The sequence below is a fragment of the Streptomyces sp. SLBN-118 genome, assembly GCF_006715635.1.
Taxonomy (GTDB): domain Bacteria; phylum Actinomycetota; class Actinomycetes; order Streptomycetales; family Streptomycetaceae; genus Streptomyces.
This window is the reverse complement of sequence record NZ_VFNP01000001.1, coordinates 2,811,676-2,828,475: the sequence shown is the minus strand read 5'-3', so window position 1 is coordinate 2,828,475 and position 16,800 is coordinate 2,811,676. Positions and strand designations below refer to the sequence as shown.

At 66.9% G+C, this 16,800-nt stretch carries 11 protein-coding genes; all 11 read left to right on the top strand.

All coding sequences use genetic code 11. The features are described from left to right. Positions 1-301 precede the first annotated feature (301 nt). Positions 302-2,569: an ABC transporter family substrate-binding protein gene (locus FBY35_RS12615; RefSeq protein ID WP_142213888.1), complete on the top strand. Its 2,268-nt coding sequence runs from the start codon at positions 302-304 to the stop codon at positions 2,567-2,569. A gap of 295 nt (positions 2,570-2,864) precedes the next feature. Further along, positions 2,865-4,739, top strand: coding sequence for a translational GTPase TypA (gene typA / locus FBY35_RS12610; protein WP_142213887.1), 1,875 nt, complete (start codon positions 2,865-2,867; stop codon positions 4,737-4,739). Positions 4,740-5,569: 830 nt separating this feature from the next. Next, the gene (locus tag FBY35_RS12605; protein WP_142213886.1) at positions 5,570-6,613 is read left to right on the top strand and encodes an ABC transporter permease; all 1,044 of its coding nucleotides are present in this window, start codon (positions 5,570-5,572) and stop codon (positions 6,611-6,613) included. A gap of 98 nt (positions 6,614-6,711) precedes the next feature. Beyond that, positions 6,712-8,508: an ABC transporter substrate-binding protein gene (locus FBY35_RS12600; RefSeq protein ID WP_142213885.1), complete on the top strand. Its 1,797-nt coding sequence runs from the start codon at positions 6,712-6,714 to the stop codon at positions 8,506-8,508. A 106-nt stretch (positions 8,509-8,614) separates the two neighbouring features. After that, a complete protein-coding gene (locus FBY35_RS12595; RefSeq protein WP_142213884.1) occupies positions 8,615-9,592 on the top strand; it encodes an ABC transporter permease in 978 nt (325 codons plus the stop codon). A gap of 10 nt (positions 9,593-9,602) precedes the next feature. After that, positions 9,603-10,664 carry an ABC transporter ATP-binding protein gene (locus FBY35_RS12590; RefSeq protein WP_142213883.1) on the top strand — a complete coding sequence of 354 codons (1,062 nt, stop codon included), beginning with the start codon at positions 9,603-9,605 and terminating at the stop codon, positions 10,662-10,664. 14 nt (positions 10,665-10,678) lie between these two features. Next, positions 10,679-11,803, top strand: coding sequence for an ABC transporter ATP-binding protein (locus FBY35_RS12585; protein ID WP_142213882.1), 1,125 nt, complete (start codon positions 10,679-10,681; stop codon positions 11,801-11,803). Positions 11,804-12,150: 347 nt separating this feature from the next. After that, positions 12,151-13,101 (top strand): GNAT family N-acetyltransferase, encoded by a 951-nt coding sequence (locus FBY35_RS12580; RefSeq protein ID WP_142213881.1) that lies wholly within the window; start codon positions 12,151-12,153, stop codon positions 13,099-13,101. Positions 13,102-13,169: 68 nt separating this feature from the next. Then, positions 13,170-14,798: an ABC transporter substrate-binding protein gene (locus FBY35_RS12575; protein ID WP_142213880.1), complete on the top strand. Its 1,629-nt coding sequence runs from the start codon at positions 13,170-13,172 to the stop codon at positions 14,796-14,798. A 72-nt stretch (positions 14,799-14,870) separates the two neighbouring features. After that, a complete protein-coding gene (locus FBY35_RS12570) occupies positions 14,871-15,794 on the top strand; it encodes an ABC transporter permease (protein WP_142213879.1) in 924 nt (307 codons plus the stop codon). Beyond that, the gene (locus FBY35_RS12565; RefSeq protein ID WP_142213878.1) at positions 15,787-16,794 is read left to right on the top strand and encodes an ABC transporter permease; all 1,008 of its coding nucleotides are present in this window, start codon (positions 15,787-15,789) and stop codon (positions 16,792-16,794) included. Before FBY35_RS12570 ends, FBY35_RS12565 begins: the two co-directional genes overlap by 8 nt. Positions 16,795-16,800: the final 6 nt, after the last annotated feature.

Genomic DNA, 16,800 nt, shown 5'->3' with positions numbered 1-16,800 from the left:
AGGGTGCGGTGGCTTCGTTCATGCGCCTGCGAGTGTCGCGCGTCACATCCCCGCTTGTGAAGGGGACGTACGGGGATTCCCGGCGCATGCGCTGTCAGCGCGCCCCTTGTGGTTCGAACCTCACTGCCCTCATTTTGTCCCTTTTGCCAGCGCTGCGCCCAGTTCTCCATTGGGCCGCACGGGTGACCTTGAGCCGGGCGCACGCCGTGTCGCCGCCGACTGCCCGGTCTCGTCCACTTCAGTGGACGCATCGGTGTGATCATCCCTAAATTCCGCAAAACAGGACGATGAGGTACAAGCCATGCCCGAGGTCGACGCGCCACGCGGGAGGACATGCTCCCGGACGCTCCGTTCCGTCGCGCTTCTCACCAGTGGGGTGCTCGCTCTGCCCGTCCTGTCGGGCTGCGGTTCGGGCGACACCGACAGCGACGCCAGGGCCGCAGCCCAGGACATCGCGCCCGCCGGGCGTGACCTGATCGCCGACGGAGGCACACTGCGCTGGGCCATCGACGCGATGCCCACCACGCTCAACACCTTCCAGGCCGACGCGGACGCCGCCACCAGCCGTATCGCCGGTGCGGTGCTTCCCGCCCTCTTCACCCTCGACCGGAGCGGACGGCCCCAGCGCAACCCCGACTTCGTCGAGTCCGCCAAGATCGTCAAGCTCGAGCCCAAGCAGGTCGTCCTCTACAAGCTCAACCAGCAGGCGGTGTGGAGCGATGGCCGGGAGATCGGCGCGCCCGACTTCGTCTCGCAGTGGCGCGCGCTGAGCGGCAAGAACTCGGCGTTCTGGACGGCCCGTAACGCGGGCTACGAGCGGATCGAGAAGATCGAACGCGGCGCCAACGACCTCGAAGTCAAGATCACGTTCAAGAAGCCGTACGCAGACTGGCAGTCCCTCTTCACGCCGCTCTACCCCAAGGAAGTGACCGGGTCCCCGGCCTCCTTCAACGACGGCGCACGCACCGCGCTGAGGACGACGGCCGGCCCCTTCCTGCTGAAGGGCCTCGACCCCGCGGCCGGCAAGGCCACCCTCGTACGCAACCCCCGCTGGTGGGGATCTCGGGCCAAACTGAAGCAGCTGGTCCTGACCGCCGTACCGCGTGACAAGCGCGCCGCCGCCCTGGCCGCCGGAAGCATCGATCTCGCCGAGATCGACCGGGCCACGGCGGACCGCATCACCCTCGCCCGGAAGAACGGCGCGGCGGGCCAGCAGCTCGGCCGGGAGGCCGGCGCCGCCGTCAGTGAGTACGCCACCGAACAGAAGGCTCTGCGCGGCTATGTCGTACGCAAGTCGCTGGAGCCCGCCTACACCCAGCTCGCGCTGAACGGCGAGTCCGGACCCCTCGCCGACGACCGGGTACGCCGGGCCGTGGCCCGCGCCCTGGACCGCAAGGAGCTCGCGGAGGCCGTGCTGTCCCCGCTCGGCCTGCCTGCCGCCCCGCTCGGGAGCCATCTGGCGCTGGCCGGGCAGCGGGCATACAAAGACAACAGCCGCGCGCTCGGCGACCAGGACACCGAGGAGGCGCGGGCGCTGCTGGCCGACGCCGGCTGGACGCCCGCGGGGGCGCGGATGAAGCCCGCCCCGGCCAAGGCGGGCGGCGAGGACGGAACCGACACGAAGAAGCCCCCCGCCACGGCGTCTCCCGGCAAGGCCTCGCCCAAGGCCGGGCCCAACCGGGCGTCCGACCAAGCGCCCAAGGAAGCCGTCAAGGAAGCTGCCAGGGAGAAGGCGGAAGAGGACGTCGCGTCGAACGAGGGACTGTACATCGTCGGCGACGACAAGCCCGCCAGCGCAGGTCAAGGACCCGAGAGCGGCTCGGCCGGCACACGCGTCCTTGCCCCGGCACCCGCCGCAGCCGAGGGTCTGGCTGTGCAGCGCCGGGCCGAGTCGCGGGACGACGACGCCGCCGGCCAGAAGACGGACGCCCAGGAGCGGAAGGGCACGGTCGCCGGGGCGTACGCCCCGCGCGGCAGTGCTGCCCCCGTCCGCGCAGGCACCACGGTCGGCAAGAACGGCAAGCCGCTCAACCTGCGCTTCGTCCTCCCCTCGGGCCCCGGCTCCGAGGCACTGCGCACCGTCGGCGACAAGATCGCGCAGATGCTGGACCGCATCGGTGTGCACGCCGAGATCACCAAGGTCCCCGATGACAGCTACTTCAAGGACCACATCGCCTCGGGCGACTACGACCTTGCGCTGTACTCGTGGCCCGCCACCGCCTACCCGGCGACCGACGCCCGGCCGATCTACGCCAAGCCCGAGCCCGCCACCGACGGCTCGCTGCTGGTGGAGCAGAACTACACCCGGGTCGGCTCCGACTACATCAACCAGCTCTTCGACCAGGCGGCCTCCGAGCTGGACGAGGACGCGGCCCGCGACCTGGTGCGCAAGGCGGACGCCCGGATCTGGGCGGCGGCCGGATCCATTCCGCTCTATCAGCGCCCCGAGCTGGTCGCGGCCAGGCGGCTGGTGGCCAATGCCGGGGCCTTCGGCTTCGCCGCTCCCCGTTACCAGGACATCGGATTCAAGAAGCCGACGGCCGGAGCCCCGAAGAACAAAAAGAAGTAGCGGGAGGCAGCGGAAGCAGCGGGTCACAACCTCAGAACTGGCTCAATTTCCTTGCCCGCCGGCTTCGCCGGCGGGCAGGATCGTCTCACCCTTTGACCCAGGCTTTCAGATCCCGGTTTCACCGCTCCCCACAGAGCTCACGACTGACGCAGGAACCCACTCCCGATCGGCCCGGAAAGCACCGGGCGCGGCGGCCCCGTACCATGGGACCAGCCGAGGCGTGTCCGCCCGGCGGGCGGACGAGGCTACGACCATCAAACGCCTGATCCCACGATCGAGAGAAGCCCCAGCCAGCATGCCCACGCGCCACGACATCCGTAACGTTGCCATCGTCGCCCACGTCGACCACGGCAAGACCACCCTGGTCGACGCCATGCTGAAGCAGGCCGGCGCCTTCGCCGCGCACGCCGCCGAGCACCTCGACGACCGCATGATGGACTCGAACGACCTGGAGCGTGAGAAGGGCATCACGATCCTGGCGAAGAACACCGCCGTCAAGTACCACCCCAAGGACGGCGGGGACCCGATCACGATCAACATCATCGACACCCCCGGCCACGCCGACTTCGGTGGCGAGGTGGAGCGCGGTCTGTCGATGGTGGACGCGGTCGTCCTGCTGGTCGACGCCTCCGAGGGTCCGCTCCCGCAGACCCGTTTCGTGCTCCGCAAGGCCCTTCAGGCCCGGATGCCCGTCATCCTCTGCATCAACAAGACGGACCGCCCCGACTCCCGGATCGCCGAGGTCGTCGACGAGACGTACGACCTGTTCCTGGACCTGGACGCGGACGAGGACCAGATCGAGTTCCCGATCGTCTACGCCTGCGCCCGTGACGGCGTGGCCTCGCTGACCAAGCCGGAGGACGGCACCGTCCCGGCCGACAGCGACAGCCTGGAGCCGTTCTTCACCACCATCCTGGAGCACGTCCCGGCCCCCGAGTACGACGAGTCCGCGCCGCTCCAGGCCCATGTCACCAACCTCGACGCCGACAACTTCCTCGGCCGTATCGCACTGCTCCGTGTCGAGCAGGGCGAGCTGAAGAAGGGGCAGACCGTCGCCTGGATCAAGCGCGACGGCACCATGTCCAACGTTCGCATCACCGAGCTGATGATGACCGAGGCGCTCACCCGCAAGCCGGCCGAGAAGGCAGGCCCGGGCGACATCTGCGCGGTCGCCGGTATCCCCGAGATCATGATCGGCGAGACCCTGGCCGACCCGGAGAACCCGATCGCGCTGCCGCTGATCACGGTCGACGAGCCCGCCATCTCCATGACCATCGGTACGAACACCTCGCCGCTGGTCGGCAAGGGCGGCAAGGGCCACAAGGTCACCGCCCGCCTGGTGAAGGACCGCCTGGACCGTGAGCTGGTCGGTAACGTCTCGCTGCGTGTCCTGCCGACCGAGCGTCCCGACGCCTGGGAGGTCCAGGGCCGTGGGGAGCTCGCGCTCGCCATCCTCGTCGAGACCATGCGCCGGGAAGGCTTCGAGCTGACCGTCGGCAAGCCCGAGGTGGTCACCAAGGAGATCAACGGCAAGGTGCACGAGCCGATCGAGCGCATGACGATCGACTCTCCCGAGGAGCACCTCGGCGCCATCACGCAGCTGATGGCGACCCGCAAGGGCCGTATGGAGACGATGACCAACCACGGCTCGGGCTGGATCCGCATGGAGTGGATCGTCCCGTCGCGCGGCCTCATCGGCTTCCGTACGGAGTTCCTGACGCAGACCCGTGGCACGGGCATCGCACACTCCATCTTCGAGGGCCACGAGCCGTGGTTCGGCGAGCTGCGTACCCGTAACAACGGCTCGCTGGTCGCCGACCGCGCCGGTACCGTGACGCCGTTCGCGATGATCAACCTCCAGGAGCGTGGTGTCATCTTCACCGACGCCGGCACCGAGGTCTACGAGGGCATGATCATTGGTGAGAACTCGCGTTCCGACGACATGGACGTGAACATCACCAAGGAGAAGAAGCTCACCAACATGCGCGCCGCGTCCGCGGACACCACCGAGAACGTGGTGCCGCCGCGCAAGCTCTCGCTGGAGCAGTCGCTGGAGTTCTGCCGCGACGACGAGTGCATCGAGGTCACCCCGGAGACCGTTCGCATCCGCAAGGTGGTCCTGGACCAGAAGGAGCGCGGCCGCACGGCCTCCCGCGCCAAGCGCAACTGACGTACCGTACGGCGCCCGTCGCGCCGCACGTCTGAACCGGGAACGGCCCGGACGACCCCACAGGGGTTGTCCGGGCCGTTTCGTGTGTCCAACGTCATGGGAAACCGGGCGAACGGTGCCGGAGTCCGGGCTGTCCGTCAACAGGTTTTCCTACCCCACTTGTTCGTCTATCGGACGTTGCGCACCGGAAACCTGTATTAACAGTCCGTTTCGCGGGTGTCTGTCTGCGATCCCTTTGTCCGAATTTTGGGCCTCTGAGGTGGGGTGATGTTGCCAAAACGAGATGCTTTAAGTGTGGTTTACAGCCCGAACTTACCCAATAGTTGGCTTCACTGAGCTCGGGTCAACGGGTCATGCGCTGTGGGGAGCGCCGACTCACGAGCACACGGGGTACTGCTCTTCGTCGTCAGGGGTGTCGGCGGGTGTCCAGTGCCCAACCTTGCAGTGAACACGTGGACTCATGAGGAGGAACCCATGCGCGGTGCCACGAGCGCCAGTGGGGTCGGGTCGTCACAGATGGCTCGTACGGCCGGACTTTTCCAGCGCAATTCATCCGGTCAGGTCGCTGGCAGCGGCCGGCGAATCTGAGACCCGGTCAACCGCTCGGCTCGCGCTCCTGGGGATGGAATCCATCCCTCCTGATGCTCCTTCCAGCCTCCTTGCCCATGGGTACGTCCTCGGGCAGTAGGTAACGTCACCGCACCCGTCGAGGGTGGCGGACGGCGGTGGGGGGATCGTCACACAGCAGCCGTGACTGTTCGAGAGCAAACCGCTCGGCCGGCACAGCGCGCAGGATCGCGGGTCACCCGACACCCGTGAATGGACACATCATGACCAGTCCAATTGAGACCGAGGGCACGGACGCCGCCTCTGTCACCTTGGACAAAGACACCGCGAGCAAGACCGACGCCGCGGACAGCGCCAAGGCACTCACCGGCCGTTCACCCGGCCAGCTCATGTGGACGCGCTTCAAGCGCGACCGCACGGGTGTGATCTCCGCGATCGTGGTGCTGTTCTTCTTCGTCGTCGCCGCGCTGGCCCCGGTGATCTCGGCCTTGTACGGCAAGGATCCCTACACGCTCTACGCCCAGGAAGCGGACTATCCGTTCCTGCTCGACGACTTCGCCATGCCCTCCGGCAGCTTCGGCGGCATCTCCGGAGACTTCTGGTTCGGCGTCGAACCCAACCTGGGCCGCGACGTGTTCACCATGCTGCTGTACGGCATGCGAACGTCGCTCTTCATGGCGCTCGTCCTCACGCTCTTCAGCGTGATCACGGGCGTGGTCATCGGCATGGTGGGCGGCTACTTCGGTGGCAAGGTCGACTACTGGCTGGGCCGGACGACCGACTTCTTCCTGGCCTTCCCGAGCCAGCTGTTCTTCATCGCCTTCATGCCCGTCGTGACCGCGCTGTTCGTCTCTCCGGCGGACGAGACCCCCACCTACCTGCGCGCCGTCGCGATCCTGCTGGTGATGTGGTTCCTCGGCTGGATGGGCATGGCCCGTCTGGTGCGAAGCTCCGTACTCTCCCTGCGCGAGCGGGAGTTCGTGGAGGCGGCCAAGGTTTCGGGCGCCTCGCGGTGGCGGATCGTGCGCAAGGAGATCCTGCCGAACATCGTCACGCCGATCCTTGTGCAGGGCACCTACACGCTGCCCAGCTCCATCCTGAGCATCGCGTTCCTCTCGTTCGTCGGTGTCGGCTTCGTCGAACCCACTCCCGACTGGGGGCGGATGTTCGCGATCGGCGCCGGCATCTACGAGCAGGACCCGTCGTTCATGTTCTTCCCGGGCATCGCCATGGTGGTTTTCGTTCTTGCGTTCAACCTCCTTGGTGACTCCGTCCGGGACGCGTTCGACCCCAAGACCGGACGGTGACGTCCATGGGCGGGAGTAACTGCCGCTCCCGCACCGGGCAACCGGACGGTCAGGCAGCTCTTCTGGATTACAACCGACAGGTAGGTGCAACGAGCATCATGAAGCCCATTCACTCGCGCTCCGCACGCGCCATAGTCGTCGCAGTCGCGGCGGGCTCGCTGGCGCTCACCGGCTGCTCCAAGGACAGCGGTAAGAACGCCAAGGACGAGTCGAAGTCGAAGCAGGACGCTGCCGCGCAGTCGAAGCCTGTCGCCTACGCCGACGCGGCCCACTCCACGGGCCCCGCGGCTGAGGTCCCGGGCGCCAAGCCCGGTGGCAGCATCAATGTCTACACGCAGTCCGACCTCACCCACATGGACCCGGGCCAGATCTACGTCAGTGACGCCGGCCAGTTCGCCAACCTGCTGCACCGCAAGCTGACGAACTACCAGGAGGACGACAAGGGCAACCTGACCGTCGTCGGTGACATCGCCACCGACGCCGGTAAGACCACCGACGGCGGCAAGACCTGGACGTACACGCTCAAGGACGGCATCAAGGACGAGGACGGCAACGTCATCACCTCGGCCGATGTCCGTCACACCATCGAGCGCCAGTACTCGAAGGTCATCTTCGACGGTCCTTCGTTCGTCCAGAGCTGGCTCTCCGGCTCCGACTACCGCAAGGCGCTGCCGGACGGTCCGTACAAGGGCAGCCACCTGCCCGACTCGGTCCTGTCCACCCCGGACGCGAAGACGGTCGTCTTCCACTTCGGCCAGGCGCGCCCGGACCTGCCGCAGGCGCTGGCCATGGCCGGTTACGGCATCGTCCCGGCGAAGTCGGACACCAAGGAGAAGTACGACAAGGCCCCGAAGTCCCTGGGCCCGTACAAGATCGCCGAGTACAAGGCCGGCAAGTCCCTCAAGCTGGTCAAGAACACCAACTGGGACCCGAAGTCGGACGCGGTGCGTCACCAGTACGTCGACGGCTACAACTTCACCACCACGATCGACCCGGCCAGCCAGACCAAGCGTCTGATCGCCGACCAGGGCGACGCCAAGAACGCCATCCAGTTCACGGACTCGGTGGACACCGCCCAGATGCAGGCCGTGATCGGCAACGCGGCGGTCAACAAGCGCACGATCAAGGGCTACCAGCCCTACGTTTGGCAGCTGACCTTCAACCTGGACCGCATCAAGGACAAGAAGATCCGGGACGCGATCACGTACGCGATCCCGAACCAGTCCATGATCCAGGCTGACGGTGGCAAGTACGGCGGCGAGATGGCCGGTGGCCTGTTCGCGCCGACCCTGCCGGGCTTCGACCCCTCCTACGACCCGTTCGGCAAGCTGAAGAAGCCCAACGGTGACCCGGAGAAGGCCAAGAAGCTCCTCGAGGAGGCGGGCTTCAAGAAGGGCACGAAGCTCACCTACGCCTACTCGAACACTCCGCGTGGCCAGAAGCAGATGGTCCTCATCAAGGACGCGCTGAACAAGATCGGCTTCGACGTCCAGGCGAAGGAGATCGAGCGCAAGAGCTTCTACGAGCAGATCGGCAAGCTCAAGAACCCGTTCGACCTGTACATGACCGGCTGGGGTCAGGACTGGTCCTCCCCGTCGACGGTCGTCACCCCGGTCTACGACGGCAAGCTGGTCTCCGACGGCGGCTCGAACTACTCCCACATCAACGATGAGAAGGTCAACTCCCTCATCCAGGAGGCGCTGCTCCTGCAGCCCGAGGCCGCGGCCAAGAAGTGGGAAGAGGCTCACCACCGCATCGTCGAGGAGATCAACCCGGCTGCTCCGGTCTACTACTCGAAGCAGATCCAGCTCTTCGGCTCCAACATCGGTGGCGCCCGGTACAGCACGAACTCGAGCTACATCGACATCAACCGTCTGTACCTGATCCAGCCGTAACACCGAAACACGGCTGATCCGTGGGGGTGTGCGCCAGGCGGAGCGCACCCCCACGGACTTCAACCCCTCACTACCCCGCCGATTCCGAAGAGAGCAGCCTCCCGCGATGCTTCAGTTCCTCATCCGCAGGTTGACCGGCGCCGTCGTCATCATGTTCCTGATCGGCGCGTTCACGTTCTTCCTGTTCTACACAATCCCTCAGGACTTCGCCGAGCTCTCCTGCGGCAAGAACTGCTCGCCGGAGAACATCGCGGTGATCCGCGAGAACCTCGGCCTCGACAAGCCGATCAGCGCCCAGTTCTGGGACTTCATGATCGGTATCGTCTCCGGCCGGGACTTCCCTGTCGGCCACTGCTCCGCACCGTGCCTCGGGGTCTCCTTCGACTCCGGCGACTTCGTGTGGGACTCCATCATGGACCGCTTCCCGCTGACGCTGTCGCTGACGGTCGGCGGTCTGGTCATCTTCCTGGTCCTGGGACTCGCATCGGGACTCATCGCAGCGTGGAAGCGCGGCACTGTGGTCGACAAGATCGTCAGTGGCGCCTCCATGGTGCTCAGCTCGTTCCAGATCTACTTCCTGGGTCCGATCGTTCTTGGCATCTTCGTCTACAGCACCGGCTGGATGGACAACCCCAAGTACATTCCGTTCACGGACGATCCGGTCGGCTGGGGCGTCGGGATGCTGATCCCCTGGGCCGTCATGGCGACGATCTTCACAGCCCAGTACACGCGTATGGCTCGCTCCACCATGATCGAGCAGCTCCAGGAAGAGCATGTCCGCACCGCGCGGGCCAAGGGCATGCGGCAGCGGTACGTATTCTTCCGCTACGCCTGGCGCGGCTCTCTCGCTCCCATCGTCACCATCCTCGGCATGGACCTCTCCGGCCTCCTCGCGGGTGCCGTGGTCACCGAGTTCACCTTCGACCTCGCGGGCATCGGCCGCCTCGCGGTGGAGTCGTCGCTGAACAAGGACCTGCCGCTGACGATGGGCGTGATGCTGTTCGGGGCCTTCTTCATCCTGATCCTGAACATCATCGTGGACCTCGCCTACGCCTACATCGACCCGCGCGTGCGCCTCGCCTAGGAGAACGACCGTGACCACACTGACCAAGACCGAAGACACACCGGCCCCGACCGGGCCGGAGGCCTTCCTCTCGGTCCGCGACCTGCGGGTGCGGTTCTCCACCGAGGACGGCATCGTCAACGCGGTCGACGGCCTCTCCTTCGACGTCGAGCGCGGCAAGACGCTGGGCATCGTGGGTGAGTCGGGCTCCGGCAAGTCCGTCACCAACCTGACCATCCTCGGTCTGCACAGCCCCAAGACCACGACCGTCGACGGAGAGATCCGTCTCGACGGCCAGGAGCTGACCGACGCGCCCGAGAAGGAACTGGAGAAGCTCCGCGGCAACAAGGTCGCGATGATCTTCCAGGACCCGCTGACTGCGCTCTCGCCGTACTACACGGTGGGCCGGCAGATCGCCGAGCCGTTCATGAAGCACACCGGCGCCTCCAAGAAGGAGGCGAAGGCGCGCGCCATCGAGATGCTCGACAAGGTCGGCATCCCGCAGCCCGCGATGCGCTTCAACGACTACCCCCACCAGTTCTCGGGCGGTATGCGCCAGCGCGCGATGATCGCCATGGCGCTGATCTGCAACCCCGACCTCCTGATCGCCGACGAGCCGACCACCGCGCTCGACGTGACGGTGCAGGCGCAGATCCTCGACCTCCTCAAGGACCTCCAGCAGGAGTTCGGATCGGCGATCATCTTCATCACCCACGACCTGGGCGTCATCGCCAACATGGCCGACGACCTGCTGGTGATGTACGCGGGCCGGGCGGTGGAGCGCGGCAGCGTCCGAGAGGTGCTGACGGCGCCTCAGCACCCGTACACCTGGGGCCTGCTGAGTTCGATGCCGCGCCTCGGCGGTGACATCGACGAACCGCTGATGCCGATCCCCGGCTCCCCGCCGAGCCTGCTCAACCCGCCGTCCGGCTGTCCTTTCCACCCGCGCTGCGCCTTCACCGACAAGGTGAGCGGCTCGCGGTGCTCGGGTGAGCGGCCGCCGCTGGCAGCGGGACGTGCCGCTGCCTGCCACCTCACGGCGGACCAGAAGCAGACCATCTTCATCGATCAGATCAAGCCCCGGCTGGGCTAGGGAGACGCAGAGACATGAGCGAGAACGTCACTCTGCCTAAGCAGCAGGGAACACCGGACGGGGCCAGTGACCGGGGCGAGGCACTGCTCCACGTCGAAGGCCTGGCCAAGCATTTCCCCATCTACGGAGGCTTCCCCTTCAAGCGCCAGGTCGGCGCGGTCAAGGCGGTCGACGGGATCGACCTGACCGTGCACGCCGGTGAGAGCCTCGGCCTCGTCGGCGAGTCCGGCTGTGGCAAGTCCACCACCGGACGGCTGATCACCCGTCTTCTGGAGCCCACCGGCGGCAAGATCACCTACGCGGGGCAGGACATCACCCACGCCAGCCGCAAGCAGCTGGCGCCGGTCAGGTCCGAGATCCAGATGATCTTCCAGGACCCGTACTCGTCGCTGAACCCGCGGCAGACCGTCGGCACCATCATCAAGAGCCCGATGGAGGTCAACGGCATCAACCCGCCCGGCGGGCGCGAGAAGCGGGTGCGCGAGCTCCTGGAGACCGTGGGTCTCAACCCGGAGCACTACAACCGCTTCCCGCACGAGTTCTCCGGCGGCCAGCGGCAGCGCATCGGTGTGGCACGGGCGCTCGCGCTCGAGCCGAAGCTGATCGTCGCCGACGAGCCGGTCTCCGCGCTGGACGTGTCGATCCAGGCGCAGGTCGTCAACCTGCTGCAGAAGGTCCAGGACGAACTGGGTATTGCCTTCCTGTTCATCGCCCACGACCTCGCGGTCGTACGGCACTTCTCGCAGCGTGTGGCCGTGATGTACCTCGGCAAGGTCATGGAGGTCGCCGACCGCGACTCCCTGTACAACAGGCCCCGCCACCCGTACACGCACGCCCTGCTCTCGGCCGTGCCCGAGGCGGATGTCGACTCCGACAAGAAGGACCGGATCCGCCTCTCCGGCGACGTCCCTTCCCCGATCATGCCGCCGTCCGGCTGCCGCTTCCGCACCCGCTGCTGGAAGGCGCAGGACAAGTGCGCGACGGAGGAGCCGCCGCTGGTGCAGATCTCGGGGAACCGTGACGGGCACCTGACGGCCTGCCACTTCCCGGAGGAGCCGACGATGGAGGGACGCGTCGAGGACGTGGTCCTCGACCCGGCGCTCGCCGCGCTCGAGGACGAGAGCGGCTCCGAGGACTGATCTCCGAGGACGCCCGACCCGCGTAAACGCGACGAAAGCCCCGGCCGCCTTTGAAGGCGGCCGGGGCATTCTCATTCTCCGGCTCCCGCCCCCGTGGGTGCCCCCGTGAATTCACTCCGAGGAGCCGGCGTCAGTGGCAATTCATCAGGTGTGCCGACTGTCCCAACCGTTCTGACTTGACCGGTCGCCGACAACTGTGGCTCAAGAGCTCGTGAGTTGGAATCCATTTGAGGAAAAGCTGAGCTATAACCTCCCCGCGTACAAAGGAAGTTGACGATCCAACAGAACGTGCGAAGTCGCGCCGAAAACCGTTTGCGCATCGGCGTCGTGGCCCGAAGAGTGGGGACATGTCCTTCACCGTCCGGCCGGCCACCCCCGAGGATGCCCCCGCCGTCTGCGCGTTGCTGAATGCCGTCGACGTCCTTGAAATCGGACGCGCCGAGACCGGCCTCGGTTCGGTCGAGACCGATCTGAACCACCCCCAGGCCGACCTCGCGCACAACTCCTGGTTGGCGTTCCGCGGCGGGGAGCTGGTCGCGTACGGGCTGCTCCGGGACGACTCCGGAGCCGAGCGCATCGACATCGACCACTACGTCCTGCCCGGACACCAGGACGCGGGGGAGCGGCTGCTCGATCTCCTGCAGACGCGTGCCGTGCAGCGGGCCGAGGCCAACGGGGCGGAGCGGGCCGTCGTCCATCTCCATCTCAATGTCCGGCCCACCCTGGACACCTCGCTGCTCACCGGCCGGGGCTGGAAGGCCGTGCGCCGCTACAACGTCCTCGCCCGGCCGCTGTCACCCTCCGCCGACCCCGTCCCGGCCCCGCCGCCCGGGCTCACCCTGCGCGACTGCCGCGAGGAGGCGGACCGCAGGCGCGCCCACGAGCTGATCGAGGAGACGTTCGCCGAGCACTACGACCACCTGCCGCGCAGCTACGAGCAGTGGCTCGACGACCGCGGCAAGGGGATCGACTGGTCCCTGGTCTGGATCGCCTCCCTCGCGGGCTCGGGCGACGTCGCCGTCGTGGTGACCCGGGACGACCGCGAGGCACACGGCTGGATCCAGTACCTCGGCGTACGCAAGCCGCACCGGGGCGGCGGGATGGCGAGTCATCTGCTGCGCCATGCCTTCGGCGTCTACGCGCAGCGCGGCCGCGACAGCATTGCCCTCGGAGTGGACACCGAGAACGCCACGGGCGCACTGCGGCTGTACGAGGCCCATGGCATGAGCCGCCACTTCGCCGTGGACACCTGGGAGGTGACGCTGCGGGCTCCGGCTAGTCCGGACGGCCGAGGCTGACGTGCGGAGCATCCAGGTATGGGGTGATATTCGGTCCTAAGTGAGGCTGAGGACTCGGGAGGAACTCCATGCGTGGAGTCACGCACGCCAGATGTGCCGTGTGCGCGGTGGCCGTCGCCCTCGTGGCGACGGCCTGCGGCGGCGGCAGCGACAGCGGTACAAGTGGCGCCGACGGGATCGTGAAGTCCTCCTGGGGTGATCCGCAGAACCCGCTGGAGCCTGCCAACACCAACGAGGTGCAGGGCGGCAAAGTCCTCGACATGCTCTTCCGCGGACTCAAGCGGTACAACGCGAAGACCGGCGCGGCCGAGGACATGCTCGCCGAGAAGATCGTGACGCCGGACTCGGTGAACTTCACCATCACCGTCAAGGACGGCTGGACCTTCAGCAACGGCGAGAAGGTCACCGCCAAGTCCTTCGTGGACGCCTGGAACTACGGCGCCAACCTCAAGAACAACCAGAAGAACGCCTACTTCTTCGGCTACATCGACGGCTACGCACAGGTCCACCCCGACAAGGGGCGGCCCACCGCCCAGACCCTTTCCGGGCTCAAGGTCGTCAACGGCAAGACCTTCACGGTCAAGCTCAGCCAGAAGTTCTCCACGTTCCCCGACACCCTCGGCTACTCGGCCTTCTCACCGCTGCCCACGGCCTTCTTCAACGACCACGACGCCTGGCTGTCCAAGCCGATCGGCAACGGCCCGTACACCGTCAGCTCGTACACCAAGGGCGCGACGATGGAGATGCGCCGCTGGGACGCCTATCCGGGCCCGGACAAGGCGCAGAACGGCGGCATCGACCTGAATGTGTACACGGACAGCAACACCGCGTACACCGATCTGACCGCCGGCAACCTCGATCTCGTCGACGACGTCCCCGCCTCGCAGCTCAAGAACGTGCAGGCCGACCTCGGCGACCGCTACATCAACACCTCCGCCGGCATCATCCAGACCCTCGCCTTTCCCCACTACACCCCGGCCTGGAACACACCGGACGCCGCCAAAGTGCGCAAGGGCCTGTCCATGGCGATCAACCGCCGGCAGATCACCGACACGATCTTCCAGAAGACGCGTACGCCCGCGAAGGACTGGACCTCGCCCGTGCTCGGCGCGGACGGCGGCTTCGACGGCACTCTGTGCGGTTTGGAGTGCGAGTACAACCCCGCCGAGGCGAAGAAGCTGATCACCGAGGGCGGCGGCATCCCCGGTGGCCAGCTGAAGATCTCGTACAACGCGGACACCGGCTCGCACAAGGAATGGGTCGACGCCGTCTGCAACAACATCAACGACGCCCTCGGCAACGACAAAGCGTGCGTCGGCAACCCCGTCGGCACCTTCGCGGACTTCCGCAACCAGATCGGGCAGCACAAGATGCCCGGTCCGTTCCGGGCCGGCTGGCAGATGGACTACCCGCTGATCCAGAACTTCCAGCAGCCGCTCTACTACACCAACGCCTCCTCCAACGACGGGCTGTACAGCAACCCCGAGTACGACAAGCTCGTCGACCAGGCCAACGCCGAGACCGACACCGCGAAGGCCGTCGACCTGTTCAAGAAGGCCGAACAAGTGCTGCGGGACGACATGGGCGCCATCCCGCTCTGGTACCAGAACGGCAGCGCCGGCTACTCGGAGCGCCTCTCCAATGTCGCCCTGAACCCCTTCAGCCTCCCGGTCTACAACGAGATCAAAGTCAGCTGACGGCGGAGGCGACCGGCCCGGCGTTTCCCGCGCTCCGGGTCGCTCCGCTTCCCACGACCCCCGGAGCCCTTGATGGGACGTTATGTGATCCGGCGTCTGCTGCAGATGATCCCGGTCTTCTTCGGCGCGACGCTGCTGATCTTCCTCATGGTGAACGTGATGGGTGACCCCGTCGCCGGCCTGTGCGGGGACCGGCAGTGCGACCCGGCGACGGCCGCACAGCTGCGCACGGAGTTCGGCCTCGACAAGCCGCTGTGGCAGCAATACCTCACCTACATGGGCAACGTCTTCACCGGCGACTTCGGCACCGCGTTCAACGGCCAGGAGGTCACCGAGCTGATGGGCGAGGCCTTCCCCGTCACCATCCGGCTCACCCTCGTCGCGATCTTCTTCGAGATCCTCATCGGCATCACCCTCGGGGTGCTCACCGGTCTCAAGCGCGGCCGTCCCGTCGACACCGGCGCGCTGCTTCTCACCCTGGTGGTCATCTCGATTCCGACCTTTGTCATGGGTCTCCTCCTCCAGCTGCTGCTGGGCGTCGAGTGGGGGGTCATCAAGCCCGCCGTGTCCACGGAGGCGCCGCTCAACGAGCTGATCATCCCCGGCCTGGTGCTCGCCTCGGTCTCGCTCGCCTATGTCACGCGGCTGACCCGGACGTCCATCGCCGAGAACGCCCGGTCCGACTACGTTCGGACGGCGAAGGCGAAGGGGCTCCCCAGGCGCCGGGTCGTCAGCCGCCATCTGCTGCGGAATTCACTGATCCCCGTGGTCACCTTCATCGGCACCGACGTGGGTGCCCTGATGGGCGGCGCGATCGTCACCGAGCGCATCTTCAACATCCACGGCGTCGGCTACCAGCTCTACCAGGGCATCCTGCGCCAGAACACCCAGACCGTCGTCGGCTTTGTGACCGTGCTCGTCATTGTCTTCCTGCTGGCGAATCTGCTCGTCGACCTCCTGTACGCCGTACTCGACCCGAGGATCCGCTATGCCTGAGCGGCAGACCGACGACGGGGGAGCCATCGCCTCGACCGGCGCGGGCGGTGCACTGGACCTCGCCACCAGCGAGGGGGTGACGCTGGAGCCGCAACCGTCAGCCGCCCCCGGGGGACGCGCCCCCGGCGGCCCCGAGGGCACCGGGCCCGCCGAGAAGACCCGCAGCCTCTGGTCCGACGCCTGGCACGATCTGCGAACCAACCCGGTCTTCATCATCTCCGGCCTGGTCATCATCTTCCTGTTGATCATCTCCATCTGGCCTTCGCTGATCGCGACGCAAAGCCCGCTCCACTGCGATCTCGCCAAGGCCCAGCAGGGTTCCCAGCCCGGTCACCCCTTCGGCTTCAACGGGCAGGGCTGCGACGTGTACACCCGTACGGTCTACGGTGCCCGTGCCTCGGTCACGGTCGGCGTCTGTGCCACGCTCGGTGTCGCGCTGATCGGTTCCGCGCTGGGCGGATTCGCCGGCTTCTACGGCGGGGGACGGGACGGGGTCGTGTCCCGGCTCACCGACATCTTCTTCGGCATCCCGGTGGTCCTCGGCGGTCTGGTCTTCCTGTCCGTCGTCTCCAGCTCCACCATCTGGCCGGTCGTCGGCTTCATGGTGCTGCTGGGCTGGCCCCAGGTCTCCCGTATCGCGCGGGGCTCGGTCATCGCCGCAAAACAGAACGACTACGTCCAGGCGGCGCGTGCGCTCGGCGCGTCCAACTCCCGGATGCTGCTGCGGCACATCGCCCCCAACGCCGTGGCCCCGGTGATCGTCGTGGCGACCATCGCGCTCGGCACCTACATCTCCCTGGAGGCGACCCTGTCGTTCCTCGGTGTCGGCCTCAAACCGCCGACCGTGTCCTGGGGCATCGACATCTCCTCCGCATCGCCGTACATCCGCAACGCCCCGCACATGCTGCTCTGGCCGGCCGGAGCGCTGGCGGTCACCGTGCTCGCGTTCATCATGCTCGGCGACGCGGTGCGCGACGCCCTCGACCCCAAGCTGCGCTGAGGAGCC